Source organism: Allomuricauda sp. CP2A, assembly GCF_001683915.1.
In the GTDB taxonomy this organism is placed as follows: domain Bacteria; phylum Bacteroidota; class Bacteroidia; order Flavobacteriales; family Flavobacteriaceae; genus Flagellimonas.
In genome coordinates, this window is record NZ_LXTT01000130.1 from 106,794 (window position 1) to 124,729 (window position 17,936).

A 17,936-nucleotide genomic window follows, 5' to 3' on the forward strand; every position below is an offset into this window, starting at 1 on the left:
AATTATCACAAAAAGAAAGGGCTGCACATGCAGCCCTTGCTAACCAAACTAACTAACCTAACACGGTATAAAAACTATTACATTTCAATCCAGTTTCCTTCGGCATCAGCATACACGGTACCTTGGGTACCATCCTCCAAGGACAATTCCAATTTGTATTGGTCTTTGTCGTTTTTGTATGCTTTGTCGACCGTGGCAGTGGGGTAATTTTGTGCCACGGCTGTTGTAACGGCCTCAGGAAGGTCAGAAACATTGATTTCCTCAAAATCCCCAACGGTGATCACGGTTGCTTTTTCTACATTCAACTCAGGAGTTTCTACACTGGCAAAAGCTGTGAATCCTACAAAAGATAGTACGGTTGCTAAAACTAGATTTTTCATGGTATATGATTTTAATTGTTAAACTTGACTATCTATATGAAAAACCAGTGCCAGTATTTCATATCAAGCACAATTTGACATAATCAACTGAAAACATGTTTGTTATGGGGCTGGGTCGATTTACCCGACTGTGTAAAATTGTGTAGAGAGCCTTTCAAACCGTATACTTTTTATACAAGAAAAGCCCCCAAAACCACAAGTTGGGTATATTTACACGAGCTTTAAATGAAGTTATTAAGCTTGATGTGTAGGCTTCAAAAGATCATTGACCGTTTTCACTGGATTAAAGGTAACCAAGGGCACCTCAACAAAAATGGTGTTCCAAAAGGCCATGGCCCCGTTCCATAGCCCGGGAAGTTCCAAGGCCTTCAATTCTTTGCCTTCTTGGGTCTTGCCTGTAATGAACCCTTGTTTGGTATCCACAAAATCCAAGAGATTGTACTTTTCTCCTTTATGATTTCTAACCCCACAGACCAAATCAACGGGATTAAAGTGGGTGGAATTCTTTAAAATGGCCGCTTGTTCATCATTGGACATATCTATTTGCGCAGACTCAATGATCTGTAGCGAAATGTTGCCCTCTCCATCTTTTATCCAAAACGGGCCACCACCGGGTTCGCCTTCATTCTTTACCATACCACATATTCGAATAGGCCTATTGATCTTATCCTTTAACACCGAAAGTTGTTCATCAACGTCCAGTTCATCATAATTTTGGGGCATTCGTACATTAAGGTCCCTTTCCAAAAAGGCTTTGATTTGATCTGCGGCTTCTGGGGAAACCTTGCCATCTTCCAACTCTTGTGCAAACGCAAATGCCTTATCCTGAACTTTTTTAAGTACCCCGGCCAGCATTTTTTTGCTATTGGCCACCTCGTCCAAATTTTTGTCTATCACCACATTGTCTATGTTCTTGATGAAGATGATATCGGCATCCTGGTCGTTCAGGTTTTCAATTAGGGCTCCATGGCCCCCCGGCCTGAACAAAATGGAACCATCGCTATTTTTAAACGGTTTGTTTTCCATATCCACAGCAATGGTATCGGTGGATGGTTTTTGATTGGAATAGGAAATATCAAATTCCGTATCGGTTTTCTTTGAAATTTTAGGGCCCACTTTGGATTCTTCCTCGACGAACATAGCATCGTGCTGTTCCGAAACGGTAAAGTGAAGATGGGCCTTTCCGTCAGTCTTGGCATAAAGGGCTGCTTCTTTTAAATGCTCTTCAAATGGGGTGGCACTTCCTGAATCGTATTGATGGAACGGTAGCAGTCCTTTGGGATAGAAACCGTAGTTCAATCCATTTTCCACCAGCATTTCCTTTACAAAAAGGTAGGCTTCCTCGTCTTTGTTGGCCGCTTTGCCCTTGATTCGGTCCATGATCAAATCATAAAAGGGCAACTTGTGCATTTGGTCGGTAAACTTTTTGGCATCGGCATCTCCCGTTCTTTCTATATAGGCTGAAAGGGATTCCTTGGACGGATCGTATGCATCCAAAAAATTGAACATGGCCTTGAACATTCGGGAAGCTGCGCCAGAGGCGGGAACAAATTTCAAGAGATCTAGATTGCCTCTGGAATTCTCAAAATATTGAACGAGTTCCTCTTGTTCCTGTTCAGAAAACCGGAGGATACCGTTGGAAACCACTGCCGCCTTTACCAAATCCACAAAAGGGATTCCCTCTTTGAAGGTTTCTATTTGGCGAGCTACTTTTTCTTTGGAAATGCCTTTGCTTTCCAATTGTTCCAAGTCTTTTGGACTTAAATCGATCATGTTATGGAGAAGTTTATCAATGTGTTTTATTGCTGTTGAAAGCCGAGATGCTTTATCCCCCTTTAAAATAATAAAATTCCTGTGATATTTTTCCAAAGTTTCCTTGAAATACGCAAACATTCGTTCCCGTTCATCGGGTTTGTCCCGAAGATCGTCTGCTTCCCAAGGGGTATCAATATAGGTCAGCAGATAGAGGTCGTAGGAATTCTGCAAAGCATATTTCTCCAAAATGGGATCACAAGAGCCTAAATAATAGGCCTCTGAATATACTTTGGTTTCCAAAAGGTCGGTGTCGCAAATAAGAATTTTGTCGGCTCGTTTGGCCAGCTCATTTTCCAGCTGCATCTGTCCGTAGGCAATAGGCAAAAGATCTTTGGGTTCGCAGGTTTTTTGTTCCCGGTCCCATTTTTTCTGAAGATATTCCCGGGCGTATTCCGGAACCCATTCCGTATTGTAATGCCGGGCCAGTGTTTCGGCCAAGGTGGTCTTTCCTGTTGATTCTGGCCCAAAAAGTACTACTCTGATGAGGTCTGTAGGGTCTTGTCCAAGTCTTTCTTCCATGCTAAATATCCCTGAATGGCCAGTACGGTGAAGATAAGGTATTGCAGTGAGAACATGCCCCATCCCCTATATGCATACAAAGGCACGGTTATTAAATCACCCACGATCCAAAGGGTCCAATTTTCCAATTTTTTATTGGCCATGTACCACATTCCGGTAAAAAAGATGCCCGATGTAAGGATGTCCACATAATTGGTCGCCTTTATTTCTGCCCCAAATGCTACGTACACCCCGTAGGTTACCAATAAGGTCAGCAGGAAAAGACCAAACCCAATCCATTTTTCCTTGGTGCTTGTCCGTGAAATCTTCACTACAAACTCCCTGTTCTTTTTTCTTCTGGACCAGTTCCACCATCCATAAATACTCATGATGGAAAAGTAGAAGTTCATCATCATATCCCCCAGCAAACGATCTACAAAGAAAATGTACGTGGTTATGGCCGTGGCCACCAGGCCAGTGGGGTAGACCATAATATCCTCTCGTTTGGCATAGACCACACTGGCTATCCCAAAGAAAAAAGCGGTGGCCTCCAGAATGATCAGGGAAAGTTCCCGATCTTCGTAGGGCCCAAGAAAGAAATCAAAAATGGGGTTCATAGTCGCTTCGGTCCGATTTTACCATTTTCATGGTCAATACCACATGTTCCAGATTCTCAAAAGCTTCCCTGATCTCGGTTTGAAGCACTTCCATGACCTTATCGTACTCCCCATACACCTGGGTGCTCAACGGGTTTTCCAAGACCGTGAGTCCAGAATCACGCAATTTTTTGATAAAATCAATGATCGGGGGCTCAAAATCATCTTGAAGCGGCGTGAGGGTAAGTTCAACGGATATTTTCATGGGCTATGCAGAATTTTCAGGGGCAAAACTACAAAAAGGAATCGTCAACCCCCCATCATTTTTAGGGCATATACGCAGGTGAAGCCTTCAAATTCCAAAAATTCAATTTCATAGTGCGATTTTTTGCCCTTGTATAAAATTTCGGCCACGGTTCGGGAGTCCTCAAAGGTAAAATCCATGACATTGATGTGCCTTAAAAAACTCAATCCCTGTTGCGCATAGATCTTGTAGAGCGATTCCTTGGCCCCCCACACAATGGTGAGCTTTCTGATAAGCGCATCGGTATTGGCCAAGGTTTTATACTCCTGAATGGGTGTGAATTTATGGGCAATCCGAAGGATTTTGCCTCGCTGCATCTCTATATCGATGCCCACCTCGTCGGTTTCGCTTACTATGATTCCCGTAAAATTGTGCGAGTGGGTAATGGAAATGTGCTTTCCATCCTTTAAATGCGGTTTTCCAAAATCGTCATAAAACAAATCTTGATCCACATACCCTGCTTGGGCCATTAAATGCCTGATACTCAAAAAAGCGGTTCGGTGTGCTTCAGATTTCATGCCATCCATTCGGTTTTGGCAATGTGGGGTCAATTCAATTCCATCGGCCAAATCCTGTTCTGTCTCGGTCACCTTCCAAATATAGACCGATGTTGTTGGCGAAACTGTTATGGTTTTGTAAATGGGCATCAACAAAAGTTAAGCGAATTCGTATCTTTGTCGCACTAATAAAGCGAAGCTACAAAAGTAAATTTATATAAAGTTATGAGCACAAAGACAATTCCGTATGTACCTTATAAGGTAAAGGACATTTCCCTGGCCCAATGGGGAAGAAAAGAGATTGAGCTTGCCGAGGCCGAAATGCCCGGACTTATGGCATTGCGTGAGGAATACGGTAAGGAACAGCCCTTGAAGGGCGCGCGAATTGCCGGTTGCCTACACATGACCATACAAACGGCTGTCTTGATCGAAACTTTGGTGGCCCTGGGCGCCGATGTTACCTGGAGTTCCTGTAACATTTTTTCAACCCAAGACCATGCTGCCGCAGCCATAGCAGCTGCCGGCATTCCCGTCTATGCCTGGAAAGGCATGAACGAGGAAGAGTTTAACTGGTGCATTGAACAGACCTTGTTTTTTGGAGAAGACAGGCAGCCTTTAAATATGATCTTGGATGATGGGGGAGACCTCACCAATATGGTTTTTGACAAGTATCCTGAGTTGGCTGCGGGAATCCGGGGACTTTCTGAAGAGACCACAACGGGAGTCCACCGTTTGTACGAACGAATGAAGAAGGGTACACTGCCCATGCCTGCCATTAATGTGAACGATTCCGTGACCAAGTCCAAATTTGATAACAAATACGGTTGTCGTGAGAGTGCCGTGGATGCCATCAGAAGGGCTACCGATACCATGTTGGCCGGAAAACGTGTCGTAGTTGCCGGCTATGGGGATGTTGGAAAAGGAACCGCTGCTTCTTTCCGAGGCGCGGGTGCCATTGTTACCGTTACTGAAATTGACCCCATTTGTGCCCTACAGGCCTGCATGGACGGTTTTGAGGTGAAAAAGTTGGAAAACGTTATCTCCAATGCCGATGTGGTCATTACCGCCACAGGGAACAAGGATATTATCCGTGAAGAGCATTTCCGTGCTTTGAAGGACAAGGCCATTGTCTGCAATATTGGCCATTTTGACAATGAAATTGACATGGCCTGGTTGAATGGGGCTTATGGAAATACCAAGGATGAAATAAAACCACAGGTGGACAAGTACACCATCAATGGCAAGGACCTCATTGTTTTGGCCGAAGGCCGATTGGTAAATTTGGGCTGTGCCACAGGGCATCCCAGTTTTGTGATGAGCAACTCGTTCACCAACCAAACATTGGCACAGATTGAGCTTTGGAACCACAGCGACAAATACGAAAACGAGGTATACATGCTTCCCAAGCATTTGGATGAAAAAGTGGCCCAATTGCATTTGGCCCGTTTAGGTGCGGAGCTCACCGAGCTTAAGGAAGACCAAGCGGAATATATCGGTGTAGAAGTAAAAGGACCGTTTAAGCCGGATTATTATCGCTATTAAGCATAAAAAGTTTTTATAAAACAAAAAACCCATGGCAAACACCATGGGTTTTTTAGTGGGTTTTGGTTTTAATCCGCCAAAAGGCTTTCGGAATAATAACAGGTCTTATTTTCTTGTAGAATGGCCAATCCCTCTTCCCTAGTGGTCATAGGGTCAATTTTGATTTTCTCTCCATTGGGCATGTATACAATGTAGAAACCTTCTTCAAAAGAGGATAGTTTGATCACTTCCCCGTTGGGACGGATGGCATTCCACGATTTTTCATCTGGTTTGTACACCAAATCTATTTTCTTCCCTTTTTTAGGGCCATCCACTACAGTGACCTGAATCCTGTTCTGGGTCGCCACCATTTTAAAGGTGTTTCCGTCGTGTTCGACCATTTGGGTCTCAGATTCCCCAGGTTTCATGGCAATGGGGTTAGATCCCGACCAAAACTCGATTACGTTGAAAATAAGCACATCTCCAAGAAAAAACAGTCCATAAACAGGAACGATGTTCAGTCCCCAAAAAATTAGGTTGTCCAAAAACTTACTGTCCGTGGCTCCTTGGTTCCAATCCTTAAGATTATTGAATGCCTTGAATGAACCCAAACAGCTTGAGAACAAAATAGCAGAAGATAATAACAAACACGTGGTGAATTTTTTCATGGTACTAAGATTTATAGTTAATGTTCTTAAAGCTACGAAAAGGTTTTAAAATTTAATGTGTTAGCTACCATCGCTTTTGGGCGAAAAATTCAAATTCCAACAAATTCAAATCATTTTTCCGCACAAATGATTACATTGTTTTCCAAATCAAAATGGAAAAAACAGTAGCGACAATGGCCAAAGATTGGTACGAAATCAAAAATGTGGAAACGGTAGACTCCCCTTCGATAGCTTTGTACTTGGAACATCTCAACTACAACATCAATGAGATGATTACCTTGATGGACGGCCAAACTGAAAGACTGATGCCGCATATCAAAACCAACAAAATGCCCAAGGTAATGGAGCTATTGTTGGAGTCGGGAATCACTAATTTTAAGGCTTCCACCATTGCTGAGGCTGAAATTGCAGCTGAGGCCGGGGCTAATTCCGTTTTAATTGCCCACCAACTGGTTGGTCCCAAAATAGACCGCCTTTTGCGTTTGGTCAAACACTATCCCGAAACCCAGTTTTGCACCATTTTGGATAACGAGGATAGCGCAGAGCTTTTGAACCAAAAAGCGTTGGGGCAAGAACTTACCGTCCCTATTTATATTGACATCAACAATGGCATGGACCGTTCCGGAATTGAAATTGGTCCGGGATTGGATGAGCTTATGGCGTATTTGAAAATATGCAAGTCATTGGTTTTCAAAGGACTTCATGCCTATGATGGTCATTTAAGAGATCCTGATTTTACGGTTCGGAACCAAAAGATAGAAAAAGGGGTGAAAGACGTTGAAATCTATTTTGAAGCGTTGCGAGACGATTATCCCCAAGCCGAATTGATCTGTGGGGGGACGCCTTCGTTCACTTCGCATTTACGAAAAGAAAAAAGAATAACCAGCCCGGGCACTTGTGTGCTTTGGGATTGGGGGTATAGTGAAAAGTTGACCGAGCAAAATTTTAAATACGCTGCCCTTTTGGTAACCCGGGTCATTTCCAAACCTACAGAGGGAATTATTACTGTGGATTTAGGCCATAAATCGGTTGCTGCGGAAAACCCCATTGACAAACGGGTAAAATTCCTGAACCTGGACAACTACGAGCTGCTTTCACAAAGTGAAGAGCACGGTGTGATCAAGGTAAAAGATTGGGACAAATACAACGTTGGGGATGTATTTTATGGAGTTCCCTATCACATCTGCCCGACCATTAATCTGCACGATGAGGTTTCCGTTATAGAAAATGGATTGAAAACCGATTCGTGGGAAATCACAGCCCGAAAACGGAAATTGCGCTTCTAATCCAAGTCCAAAAATTTGCCCAAATCGTAAAAATAGAAGTTTATTTGGTCGTTCTAAGCTGGGAAAAGGCTATTCAGGCTGTTCTCCCCCACCAACATCACCTTTCGGCAATGACACACCTAAAATTAATGGTAAACAAAAAAGGCCCCGCTATTGCGGAGCCTTTCAATTGAATATTATTGTTGCTTGTTAAGCTTCAAAAGGTTCGATGGAAACATAGGATTTACCACCTACTTTTTTCTCAAACTTAACCAAGCCATCTACTTTGGCATGCAAAGTATGGTCTTTTCCTGCGTAAACATTATCGCCAGGATTGTGCTTGGTACCACGTTGTCTAACAATGATGTTGCCGGCAACAGCTGCCTGACCACCAAAAATCTTAACGCCCAAGCGTTTCGATTCTGATTCTCTACCGTTTTTTGAACTACCTACACCTTTCTTGTGAGCCATGATATATAAATTTTAGTTCGTGTCTTATTTACTTAACGCTTCAATCAACTCGGCTTTCTTCATGGAAGAGTAACCGGTAATTTCCTTGGCTTTTGCCATTTCCTTCAACTCTGCTACAGTTTTGGAGCTCAAGTCCTCGGTAGCCTTTGCTTTTGGAGCTTCTTTTTTTGGAGCTTCTACCTTTTTGGCTTCGGCCTTCTTAGGCTCAGCAGCAGGTTTTTCCTCAGTTTTGGCCTTGGTAGGAGCGGCTTTTTTAGCTCCTTTGGCCACGATACCTTCAACAACGATTTCAGTCAAATATTGTCTGTGACCGTTTTTCTTTTGGTATCCTTTACGTCTTTTCTTTTTGAAGACGATTACCTTATCTCCCTTAAGGTGTTTAACAACTTTGGCCTCAACAGCCGCACCTTCTATGACCGGGGCGCCAATGGTAACGTTACCATTATCATCCAAAAGAAGCACTTTGTCAAAAGTAACTTTTTTACCTTCTTCGGTCTGCAAACGGTGAACGTACACTTTCTGGTCTTTTGCAACTTTAAATTGCTGCCCTGCCATCTCTACAATTGCGTACATAATGCGTTAATTAGATTAAATTTATGGTCGCTTTATCAAATTAGCGGGTGCAAATATACTGCTAAATCATTAATCTACAAGTATAATATCCCTCTTTGGGGCATTATTTTTTCTGATTTTTGGTGGATTTAAACAGTTGCATAAAGGAAAGCGTCAAAACCAAGGTGGTGGCAAAACCCATAATAGCTACCGTAAAGAAAACAATCCCTTGAAAGTTTTTATAGTCCTTGGACCACACTTTGGAGAGTTCATCCAAATAGGCGCTGTCCAACTCCGTACTATAAAAAGCGAAGAAAATGGTGAACAACAGGGTAGCTATAAATCCTGTGGTGATGCCTGCGGTAAATCCATTTCCATAATTGAACCCCTTGCCTTGTCTAAGCTTCGTGTACTTAATGGTTTCATAAATGCCGAACCCGGTAATGACCCCGTTGAACAGGCTAAAGAACACATTGGTGTGCTTTCCCATAAGGGACAAGATCAAAAAATACGCAATAAGAACAGCACTTGTAACTATCCCAAAACGAATGGGAAGGGTTAAATTTTTCATCTCGTTTTATTTTTGGATGCGATGTTTAATTTACTGAATGTTTACGAATTATCCCATACATTCTTTTAAAGACTTGTCCTCCCTTATTTATTCCGCTTGCAAATTTTGTTCTATATTTAACCTAACATCAATCAAATAATCAATACCAACCTCAGTAGTACATCGTATACCAACATTAAAATTACGTATTATGAAAAGACGTTTATTAGCTGTGCTTTTCATACTTGCCATGGGCAACTTCATTGCAGCACAAGAAGTAGCTTTTGAAGAGTATGATCTGGACAATGGCCTGCATGTGATCCTGCATCAGGACAACGGCGCACCTGTGGTTACCACATCGGTTATGTACCATGTGGGATCTAAGGATGAAGACCCCGACAAAACGGGTTTTGCCCACTTTTTTGAACACTTATTGTTTGAAGGAACCAAAAACATTGAACGAGGTGAATGGGACCAAATTGTTGCTTCCAATGGAGGTAGGCATAATGCCAACACCTTTTTGGATCGCACCTATTATTATGAAGTTTTCCCTTCCAACAGTTTGGAAGTTGGCCTTTGGCTGGAATCGGAACGGTTGATGCATCCGATCATTGGTCAAGTTGGCGTAGATACCCAGAAAGAAGTGGTGCAAGAAGAAAGAAGGCTCAGAACGGACAATGCTCCTTACGGTGCATTTTTTGAGCAAATCTTGAAGAATCTTTACACGGACCACCGATACCGCTGGGGAGTTATCGGTTCCTTAGATCATTTGGCAAGCGCCACGTTGGACGATTTTAAAAAGTTCAATAAAACCTATTATGTGCCCAATAACGCTGTTTTGGTCATAGCCGGCGATTTTGAGACCGCCAAAACCAAAAAGATGATCGAGGATTATTTTGGACCTATTCCAAGAGGTGCCGAAATCGAGCGTCCCAACGTTAAGGAAGAACCTATTACAAATACCAAGTTTGCAAAATATCACGACCCCAACATTCAAATCCCTGCAATTTTGTTGGCTTATAGAACACCGGGGCAGGGACAACGGGATGCTTATGTCATCAACATGATTTCTACTTATTTAAGTGATGGGGAAAGCTCCAAACTCTACAAAAAATTGGTGGACGAGAAAAAAATGGCACTGCAAATACTTTCCGTGCCTGTTGATGCGGAAGATTACAGCTCCTACATCGTTGGGGGCCTTCCGGTTGGGGAAAATTCCATTCAGGACATCAAAAAAGAGATCGATGAAGAAATCTTAAAACTTCAAATGGAGTTGATTTCCGAAAAAGATTACCAAAAACTTCAGAACAAGTTCGAGAACCAATTTGTAAATGCCAACAGTAGTGTTGAGGGCATCGCCAACTCATTGGCAGAAAATTATATGCTGAAGGACGACACCAACCTCATCAACACCGAGATTGATATTTACCGTTCCATTACCCGCGAGGAAATCATGGAGGTGGCCAAAAAATATTTAAAGGTAAACCAACGATTGGAATTGGAGTATTTACCAGAACAAAAAGACGCTAATTAAGATGAAAAAGTATTTAATTTTAACTGTGCTGTCTTTATTTATGACGGCCTCATACGCACAAATTGATAGGAGTACGCCACCAGAAGCTGGTCCTGCTCCCAAGATCAACTTAAAAGAGCCTGCCCGTTTTGAGCTTAAAAATGGCTTGAAGGTCCTCGTCGTGGAAAACCACAAATTACCCAGGGTCCGTATTCAGCTTTCCATCGACAACCCACCTATTTTAGAGGGTGACAAAGCTGGGGTATCCGCACTTACGGGAAGCATGTTGGGCAAAGGTTCCAAAAACATTCCCAAAGATGAATTCTACGAAGAAGTGGATTTCTTGGGAGCCAACATTTACATTGGTGATCAAAGTGCATTTGCAAGTTCTTTGTCCAAATATTTCCCAAGAATCTTGGAATTGATGGCCGATGCCGCACTCAATCCGGATTTCCTTCAAGAAGAATTTGAAAAGGAAAAAGAGAAAATCATTACAGGAATCAAATCCGAGGAAAAAGACGTTTCCGCCATTGCGGACAGGGTTCAATTGGCCTTGGCCTACGGAAAAAACCACCCCTTTGGTGAATTTATGACCGAGGAGACCGTTAACAATGTGACCCTAGTCGATGTGGAGCAATTCTACCGGTCTTATTTTGTTCCCGCCAACGCTTATTTGGTCGTAATCGGTGATGTAGAATTTGAAAACGTGAAAGATTTGGTGACCAAGGCGTTCACACCATGGTCCAAAGCAGCACCGCCATCTTTTAGCTATTCCGACCCAAAAGATGTGCAGTACACCCAAATCAACTTTGTTGATGTGCCCAACGCCGTGCAGTCCGAAGTTGCGGTGGAAAACATCACCCACCTAAAAATGAAGGACGAGGACTACCTTGATGCACTCTTGGCCAATAGAATTTTAGGGGGAGGTTCACAGGCCCGTTTGTTCAAAAACTTAAGAGAGGACAAAGGGTACACCTACGGTTCCTATTCCGGTTTAAGGGCCAATAAATTCAGTCCAATGCGTTTTAACGCCTATGCGCAAGTCAGAAATACCGTTACCGATAGCTCCGTGGTCGAAATCTTGAAAGAGATAGATAAAATGACCTCAGAGCCCGTCTCCGATGAAGAACTGGCAAACGCAAAGGCCAAATATGCAGGAAGTTTTGTGATGGCCCTCGAAAAACCTGAAACCGTTGCCGAATACGCATTAAATATTGAAACCGAGGACCTTCCAAAGAATTTTTATGAAACCTATCTGGAACGATTGGATGCCATTACCAAAGAAGATGTGCTCCAAGCAGCCAAAAAGCACTTTTCCACCACCAATGCCCGCGTGGTTGTTACCGGAAAGGGAAGCGATGTTTTGGAAAACTTGGAAAAAGTACGCTTCAACGGGAAAGAGGTTCCTGTCCTGTATTATGATAAATATGCCAACAAAACCGAAAAGCCAGCGTATAATGTGGCAATTCCGGAAGGCATGAGTGCAAACATGGTCTTGGAAAACTATATTGAAGCCATTGGAGGAAAGGCCAAATTGGAAGCGGTTGAGTCCTATGCCATGATCGCCGAAGCCGAAATGCAGGGCACAACCTTGGAACTTGAGATGAAGAAGACCTCCCAAGACCAATTCATGCAAGACATAAAAGTACAGGGCAACTCCATGCAAAAACAAGTTTTGGACGGTGATTCGGGTTATATGGTGGTGCAAGGGCAGCGAAAAGACCTCTCACCTGAAGAAATTGCAAAAATCAAGGAAGAATCTGCCGCTTTTCCCGAGCTTAACTACTTAACCGCAGGAGATGTTTCCCTAGAAGGCATTGGGCCTGTTGGTGACAAAAAAGCCTATAAGCTGAAGATTACCGACAAAAAGACGGCTTATTATGATACCGAATCCGGTTTAAAGGTTCAGGAAGTATCAGTAGAAGAGATACAGGGGCAACAAATGCAGAACATAGTAGGGTACGATGACTACCAAGAAGTATCCGGAGTCAAATTTCCCTTTAAATTATCACAGAGCATGGGGCCACAAAACTTTGAATTTACTGTGAAGGAACTCAAGGTGAATGAAGGGGTAAGTGCTTCGGATTTCAAATAATAAATGAAAAAGTGTTGTCCAAAAGCTCACGTTAGTCAGTTCGAACGCAGTCGAGAACCCAATAAAATTTGTATAAGCAAAGGGTTTCGACTTTAGTTTATCCTGAGCGTAGCCGAAGGGCTCAACCTGACATGGTTAAAGTTAAATGGCTTTTGGACAACATCTTTTATTTGTGCCTATCTTCTAAAAACTATATTGTATAAAGGCAGATAGATTCCTTCCGGGGTCATTGATGGGCACCCGACCATAATCTGCTTGGTTCACAAAGGAAAAGTTCAAATGATTATTGTAGGCTACATCAAAAATGTTGGATGCGGCAATGCCAACCGTCAAATGTTCAAAGGGTTTTGCCCCAAAACTTAAATCCACAATCCCGTAACCAACCGTACTTTGCTCTCCAAAGGAATTCGCAATATTGGATTGTTCGGAAGTCAGCGTATAAGTGGCCTTGGTCCAAAATTTCTCCTTTTCAAAACTTAAATTGAAACGGGTCACCAAAGGTGGTGTCAACGGAAGGGATTCATCCAAATCCTGATTTTTGGCATACACATAAGATAGCTCCGTCTTAAAGGCAAAATCATCCAAGAAAGCCAGTTCCCCAAAAACTTCAAAGCCGGTTTTATAAGCTTTGTCCAAATTGGTGAACCGTTTTACTTCGGTGGGTTCTGCCATGGGCATGTACTTTTTGTCCAAGGTCGGGTCTATCACGGCAACAATATAATCCTCGTACATGGCATAATAGACCGATGCGCCATAATCCAATCGGTTGAACGGGTAGCCCTCAAAACGGGTATTGGCCTTTACACCCAACTCAAACTGATTGTTTACTTCGGCATCCAAATAGGGATTACCCACATATTCGTAAGGATCCTGACCTACTGTAAAATGGTTGATGAAGTGCTCGATCATATTTGCGGAACGCACTCCTCTACCATAAGCCAACTCAAATAACAAATTGGATGTGGCCATATATTTAAATGATGCTGTTGTACTAAAGTTATGCTCCGTTCTTGTATCCAAATCGGGATATTCCGCAACAAAATCATCTGCTGGCGCATCTGTTTTGGAGCGCACCACATCGTACCTTGCCCCAGCGTTCAACAAAAGTTTTTCAGTTAGTGGATATTTTCCTTCCACAAATGCTCCGTAGTCATCAATTTGGGAATCTTGCCAAACCTCATCCACAAATTCCATGGGCATGGGGAGTGCTTCCCCGGTCATCATGTTCCTTTTCACCAAGCGGGTCCTGGCTCCGGTTCTCCCCACGGAAAAGGCATCTACCCCAGTGTAAAGTTTAAAGTTCTCAACAGGTCTCCATTCCAGTTCAATTCTACCACCAACAGTAAGGGCATCAACTTCTGATACGGCCTCCATCATCATAAAAGTTGGACGCAATTCATTCGTCATAAGATGGTCCACTTTGGAGCGATATATCTTGGCACTCAGGGTTTTTAGTCCATCTGAAATATTGTCCAGTTTATAATCCACGGAAAGCACATTGCTGTTATCCTCTTCTGTATCCATGGGAAGGCCGGCATGTAGCACATCCCTTCCAAAAGACTGTCGGAATCCAAGTTGAATCCGCTGATTTTCTGTTGGATTGTACCCCAACTGAACACCATAATCTGTACTCTTGAAGGATGACGGCACCTCATTCCCATCACCGTCTTCGTAGTTCCCAAAATCACGTAATCCAAAATTGAGGTTGACATCGAACTCTTCCCCAACGTATTTTACATTGGCATAACTGGTAATGGCGTTTCCATTGTTTTCACCTCCAAAATTCACTTTTCCGTGGTATCCTTTTTCCTGTTTTTCAACTTCTTGGGTCACCAAATTCACAATTCCACCAAAGGTGGGGCCATACCTAAAGGTGTAAGGTCCCTTTACAACCTCGACCCGTTCTATTTCTTCCGGTATAACATGAGTTGTAATGGGATCCATACGGTTGGGGCATGCATGCATCACCTTGGTTCCTCCGTTAAATTGAACGTTCAGTTGTTCATATTGTGTGGCACGAAATGATGGATCTATGGCATAATTGCCCCTTTTGATCAAGGCAAAACCATTGATGTCCTTAAATAGGTCCGCCACATTCTTGGATTGAACGATTTTCTTCTCGGGTTCGCTTGTAAAAGCTGAAAAAACAGGGTCTGTTTTTCGTTCTCCTTCTACCAAGACCTCATCCAATTTCACTAGTTTATTGGATAGAGTATCCTGAGGGGATTGTACTTGGGCATAGGACACACCTGTCCCAAAAAGCAAAACGCAAAGTTTTGCCATTGCAATTCTATTCATTTTTGATTTTATGTTTAAGATTATACCTGTTCGGCAATGGTGTTTGCCGTTTTATTGATACATCTTAAACCATAGGAGGTTTATATGCGGTATTGCTATAGCTGAAGGAATAGTTGTTGTTGTAGTGGAAATATGTTTTTTCCACTTCCGCTGTATTCTGTAGACCAAAATTCAAGGGCTCAACCAAAAAGACCAATACTTGTTCCCAACCTATTATGGGCATGGGCTGTTCATCATCAGTCTGTGCTTGGAGCATTTGGGCCAACATGCATTTACCGTCGCAGTTAAGCTCCGGTTTGTCCTTGTTCTCGCAAAGTTGCTCAATAAAACCGTCCCTATCAATGCTATAATAGAGGTACATCGAGGAAAAGCGCAGGTTGCTCATCAAAATAAAGGCCGTAAAAAGACAAGTAACGACAAGCTGCTTTTTAGATATATGTTGTGATGACCCGAGCAAAAGTTTTCAATTACCAGATAGAAATGCAAATATAAGTCTGCGGAAAATACTATTGCCTGATAATAATCATACATTAACACATATTGGAGGTTTATTGGCCCCAACAATAATTTAGATCCTTAAATTTGTACTGCGTAAATCAAATCCATGAAAAAATTTATTTTTTTATCCGTTTTAATCATCTCCACAACATTCTCATCTTGTAAGGAAGTGAAAAAAGCCCCTGAAGGCCCCACCCAAATGGAAAAAGTAATGGCCATCCATGACGAGGTGATGCCCAAAATGGGAACCATTGGCAAATTAGTGGGTGAACTCAAAGCAAAAGTGGACACTACCGAAATGGGCCAAAAGTACGAGGTTGCCATGAAAGACCTTCAGGAAGCGAACACCGCAATGATGGATTGGATGAAAGATTTTGGGGACCGGTTTAATTCCGATGAAATATTGAACGGCAAGGAGCTTTCCGAAGAAAAACAGCAATGGCTGGACGAAGAGGAAGAAAAGGTGAAAGTGGTCAAGGAAAAAATCAACGGCAGCATTGAGAGGGCCCAAACCCTGCTTGCCAAGGACACCGTACAATAATCACTTTTTCCATCGTAAACTTTCCATAATTCTCCTGATGTCGTTCTGTAGGTACATGGCCGCGGGAAGAATGGAATCGTAATTGGGCTTGGCATAAAAGTAGAGTGACCCGGTTACAAAGTGCTCCGTACTGTCGGTCACATAAAATTGGGATTGGGAGGCAGCATTGCCACTTACTTCGTAAAACATGCCATATACGCCATCCTCTGGGTTCACAAAAGGCTGGTCAATAATGTTGTCCGCTTTCCTTACGTGCTCATAGGACAGTTTTTGGGCATCTACCAACAAAGTGTCCAAGTTTCCGTTCACAGCTTTGTAGGTAAGATAGATGGATCCCTTCATCATGGGATAGTCCAAAACCAAGGAGCAGTCCGTGTTCTCCTTTATATTGGAGAATGTATTCTTATCAAAAGTGTAGGGACAATCAATTGCAGATTCGGCATAATTGGCCATTGGATAGTCCAAACGAAGCATAGCTTTAGGTTTGGGCTGAACATCATCCTTACAGCTGACCACAAGAATCGTCAAAAACAAATAAAAAAGAAGGTTATGCTTCATGGGGCAGTGTAACTTTTATGCGTTTTAATCTTTTTCTGTCCAGATTCTCCACAATGAACTCATAGTTGTTGAAGAGCACTTTTTCACCGCGTTTGGGAAAACTTCCCGAAATCTCCAATACAAACCCGGCAATGGTTTCTGACTCTCCCTTTTTTGATTCAAACTCCTCCTCATTTTCAATCTTCACCACCCTATAAAAGTCTTTTAGTGCCGTTTTTCCATCAAAAACGTAATTGTGTTCGTCCAATTTCGAGAAAACAAGGTCTTCATCATCAAATTCATCGCTGATATCGCCCACTATTTCCTCAATAATGTCCTCCAAGGTTACAATGCCCGATGTTCCGCCGTATTCATCCACCACCACGGCCAAATGGTTCTTCATATCCTGAAATTCCAACAAGAGATCATCCAGTTTTTTATTCTCCGGAACAAAATAGGGTTCACGGATCAGTGACATCCAATTAAAGGTCTTTCGGTCTATGTAGGGCAAAAGGTCCTTCACATAGAGAACGCCCAGCACGTTGTCCATATTTTCCGAGAAAACGGGAATCCGTGAGTATCCATTTTTTTTGATTTCCTGAAGAACCTCTGGGAATTTCATTTTCTCGTTGAGGGCAAAAATATCTATCCGGGGGCGCATTACCTGCTTGGTGTCCGTGTTGCCGAAGGTAACAATGCCTTCCAAAATCTTCTGTTCCTCCTTTGTGGTGTCCCCCTCCGAAGCCAATTCCAAGGCCTGGGACAGATGGTTGACGTTGAAACTGGATTTCTGTTTTCCCAACTTATCCTCCAAAAAAAGGGTGGCGGAACGCATGGGAGCGCTCAAGGGGGTAAACATAAAGCTCAATCCTTTTAAGGGCAAGGCCATGAAATACGAAAATTGTACCCGGTTTCTATTGGCATATATTTTTGGAAGGATTTCCCCAAACATCAAGATCAGGAATGTGGCGACCACCACTTCCAACAAAAAACGCCAAGTTCCTTCAATTTCTGAAAAAATGGTATTTCCAATGGAACTGAACAACAGCACAATACCAATATTGATGGCGTTGTTTGCAATAAGGATGGTAGCAAGCAGTTTTTTGGGCTTCTCCAATAATCGAACGATCAGTTTTCCTCGGGATGTGTCCTTTTCCTGCATCTCGTTCAAATCGGTTTGGGAAAGGCCAAACAGGGCCACTTCAGCTCCCGAAATCATGGCCGATCCACCTAGAAGAAGCAAAAGCACGACTATTTTTATGGTGAAGATACCATTAACCGCTGCGAAGAAAAACACCAAACAATGGGGCTCAGGATCCAAATTGAATTGCTTTAAA

At 42.7% G+C, this 17,936-nt stretch carries 18 protein-coding genes; 5 read left to right on the forward strand and 13 right to left on the reverse strand.

Features of this window, described 5'->3' with window-relative positions:
- Positions 1–77 precede the first annotated feature (77 nt).
- The 5 genes from A7D14_RS15420 to A7D14_RS15440 form a co-directional block, all read right to left on the reverse strand.
- Positions 78–380, reverse strand: a complete 303-nt coding sequence (locus A7D14_RS15420) for a hypothetical protein (protein WP_067036601.1) — start codon at positions 378–380, stop codon at positions 78–80.
- Positions 381–614: 234 nt separating this feature from the next.
- Positions 615–2,714, reverse strand: a complete 2,100-nt coding sequence (locus A7D14_RS15425) for a DUF4301 family protein (protein ID WP_067036604.1) — start codon at positions 2,712–2,714, stop codon at positions 615–617.
- Complete coding sequence (pnuC, locus tag A7D14_RS15430; protein WP_083158122.1) at positions 2,669–3,310, reverse strand: nicotinamide riboside transporter PnuC; 642 nt, start codon at positions 3,308–3,310, stop codon at positions 2,669–2,671. Before pnuC ends, A7D14_RS15425 begins: the two co-directional genes overlap by 46 nt.
- A complete protein-coding gene (locus tag A7D14_RS15435; RefSeq protein ID WP_067036607.1) occupies positions 3,294–3,554 on the reverse strand; it encodes a YkoF family thiamine/hydroxymethylpyrimidine-binding protein in 261 nt (86 codons plus the stop codon). Before A7D14_RS15435 ends, pnuC begins: the two co-directional genes overlap by 17 nt.
- Before the next feature lie 44 nt (positions 3,555–3,598).
- The gene (locus tag A7D14_RS15440; RefSeq protein WP_067036610.1) at positions 3,599–4,240 is read right to left on the reverse strand and encodes a 4'-phosphopantetheinyl transferase family protein; all 642 of its coding nucleotides are present in this window, start codon (positions 4,238–4,240) and stop codon (positions 3,599–3,601) included.
- Positions 4,241–4,315: 75 nt separating this feature from the next.
- Here A7D14_RS15440 and ahcY point away from each other — a divergent pair, with 75 nt between their 5' ends.
- Positions 4,316–5,632, forward strand: coding sequence for an adenosylhomocysteinase (ahcY, locus tag A7D14_RS15445; RefSeq protein ID WP_067036613.1), 1,317 nt, complete (start codon positions 4,316–4,318; stop codon positions 5,630–5,632).
- A gap of 68 nt (positions 5,633–5,700) precedes the next feature.
- Here the strand turns inward: ahcY and A7D14_RS15450 are convergent, their stop codons facing one another.
- Positions 5,701–6,279 (reverse strand): DUF3332 domain-containing protein, encoded by a 579-nt coding sequence (locus A7D14_RS15450; RefSeq protein ID WP_067036616.1) that lies wholly within the window; start codon positions 6,277–6,279, stop codon positions 5,701–5,703.
- Positions 6,280–6,431: 152 nt separating this feature from the next.
- Between A7D14_RS15450 and A7D14_RS15455 the strand changes: the two genes are divergently transcribed.
- Complete coding sequence (locus A7D14_RS15455; RefSeq protein ID WP_255307474.1) at positions 6,432–7,565, forward strand: D-TA family PLP-dependent enzyme; 1,134 nt, start codon at positions 6,432–6,434, stop codon at positions 7,563–7,565.
- A 189-nt stretch (positions 7,566–7,754) separates the two neighbouring features.
- Here A7D14_RS15455 and rpmA read toward each other — a convergent pair whose 3' ends face one another.
- The 3 genes from rpmA to A7D14_RS15470 form a co-directional block, all read right to left on the reverse strand.
- Entirely contained in the window at positions 7,755–8,015 is a 261-nt protein-coding gene (gene rpmA / locus A7D14_RS15460) for a 50S ribosomal protein L27 (RefSeq protein ID WP_067036619.1), read from the reverse strand.
- A 24-nt stretch (positions 8,016–8,039) separates the two neighbouring features.
- On the reverse strand, positions 8,040–8,588 hold the full coding sequence (gene rplU / locus A7D14_RS15465) for a 50S ribosomal protein L21 (protein ID WP_067036622.1): 549 nt from the start codon (positions 8,586–8,588) through the stop codon (positions 8,040–8,042).
- Between the two features lie 103 nt (positions 8,589–8,691).
- Positions 8,692–9,138, reverse strand: a complete 447-nt coding sequence (locus tag A7D14_RS15470; protein ID WP_067036625.1) for a DUF4199 domain-containing protein — start codon at positions 9,136–9,138, stop codon at positions 8,692–8,694.
- A gap of 190 nt (positions 9,139–9,328) precedes the next feature.
- Between A7D14_RS15470 and A7D14_RS15475 the strand changes: the two genes are divergently transcribed.
- Positions 9,329–10,651 carry a M16 family metallopeptidase gene (locus A7D14_RS15475; RefSeq protein ID WP_067036627.1) on the forward strand — a complete coding sequence of 441 codons (1,323 nt, stop codon included), beginning with the start codon at positions 9,329–9,331 and terminating at the stop codon, positions 10,649–10,651.
- A 1-nt stretch (position 10,652) separates the two neighbouring features.
- Positions 10,653–12,725, forward strand: coding sequence for a M16 family metallopeptidase (locus tag A7D14_RS15480; protein ID WP_067036630.1), 2,073 nt, complete (start codon positions 10,653–10,655; stop codon positions 12,723–12,725).
- A 183-nt stretch (positions 12,726–12,908) separates the two neighbouring features.
- Here A7D14_RS15480 and A7D14_RS15485 read toward each other — a convergent pair whose 3' ends face one another.
- Entirely contained in the window at positions 12,909–15,008 is a 2,100-nt protein-coding gene (locus A7D14_RS15485; protein ID WP_067036778.1) for a TonB-dependent receptor domain-containing protein, read from the reverse strand.
- Between the two features lie 79 nt (positions 15,009–15,087).
- The gene (locus tag A7D14_RS15490; RefSeq protein WP_067036633.1) at positions 15,088–15,384 is read right to left on the reverse strand and encodes a hypothetical protein; all 297 of its coding nucleotides are present in this window, start codon (positions 15,382–15,384) and stop codon (positions 15,088–15,090) included.
- A gap of 243 nt (positions 15,385–15,627) precedes the next feature.
- On the opposite strand from A7D14_RS15490, the gene A7D14_RS15495 reads away from it, so the two are divergent.
- Positions 15,628–16,062 (forward strand): hypothetical protein, encoded by a 435-nt coding sequence (locus tag A7D14_RS15495; RefSeq protein WP_067036635.1) that lies wholly within the window; start codon positions 15,628–15,630, stop codon positions 16,060–16,062.
- Here A7D14_RS15495 and gldD read toward each other — a convergent pair whose 3' ends face one another.
- Both gldD and A7D14_RS15505 read right to left on the reverse strand, forming a co-directional pair.
- A complete protein-coding gene (gldD, locus tag A7D14_RS15500; RefSeq protein WP_067036638.1) occupies positions 16,063–16,620 on the reverse strand; it encodes a gliding motility lipoprotein GldD in 558 nt (185 codons plus the stop codon).
- Complete coding sequence (locus A7D14_RS15505; RefSeq protein ID WP_067036641.1) at positions 16,610–17,920, reverse strand: gliding motility-associated protein GldE; 1,311 nt, start codon at positions 17,918–17,920, stop codon at positions 16,610–16,612. Before A7D14_RS15505 ends, gldD begins: the two co-directional genes overlap by 11 nt.
- Between the last annotated feature and the right edge of the window lie 16 nt (positions 17,921–17,936).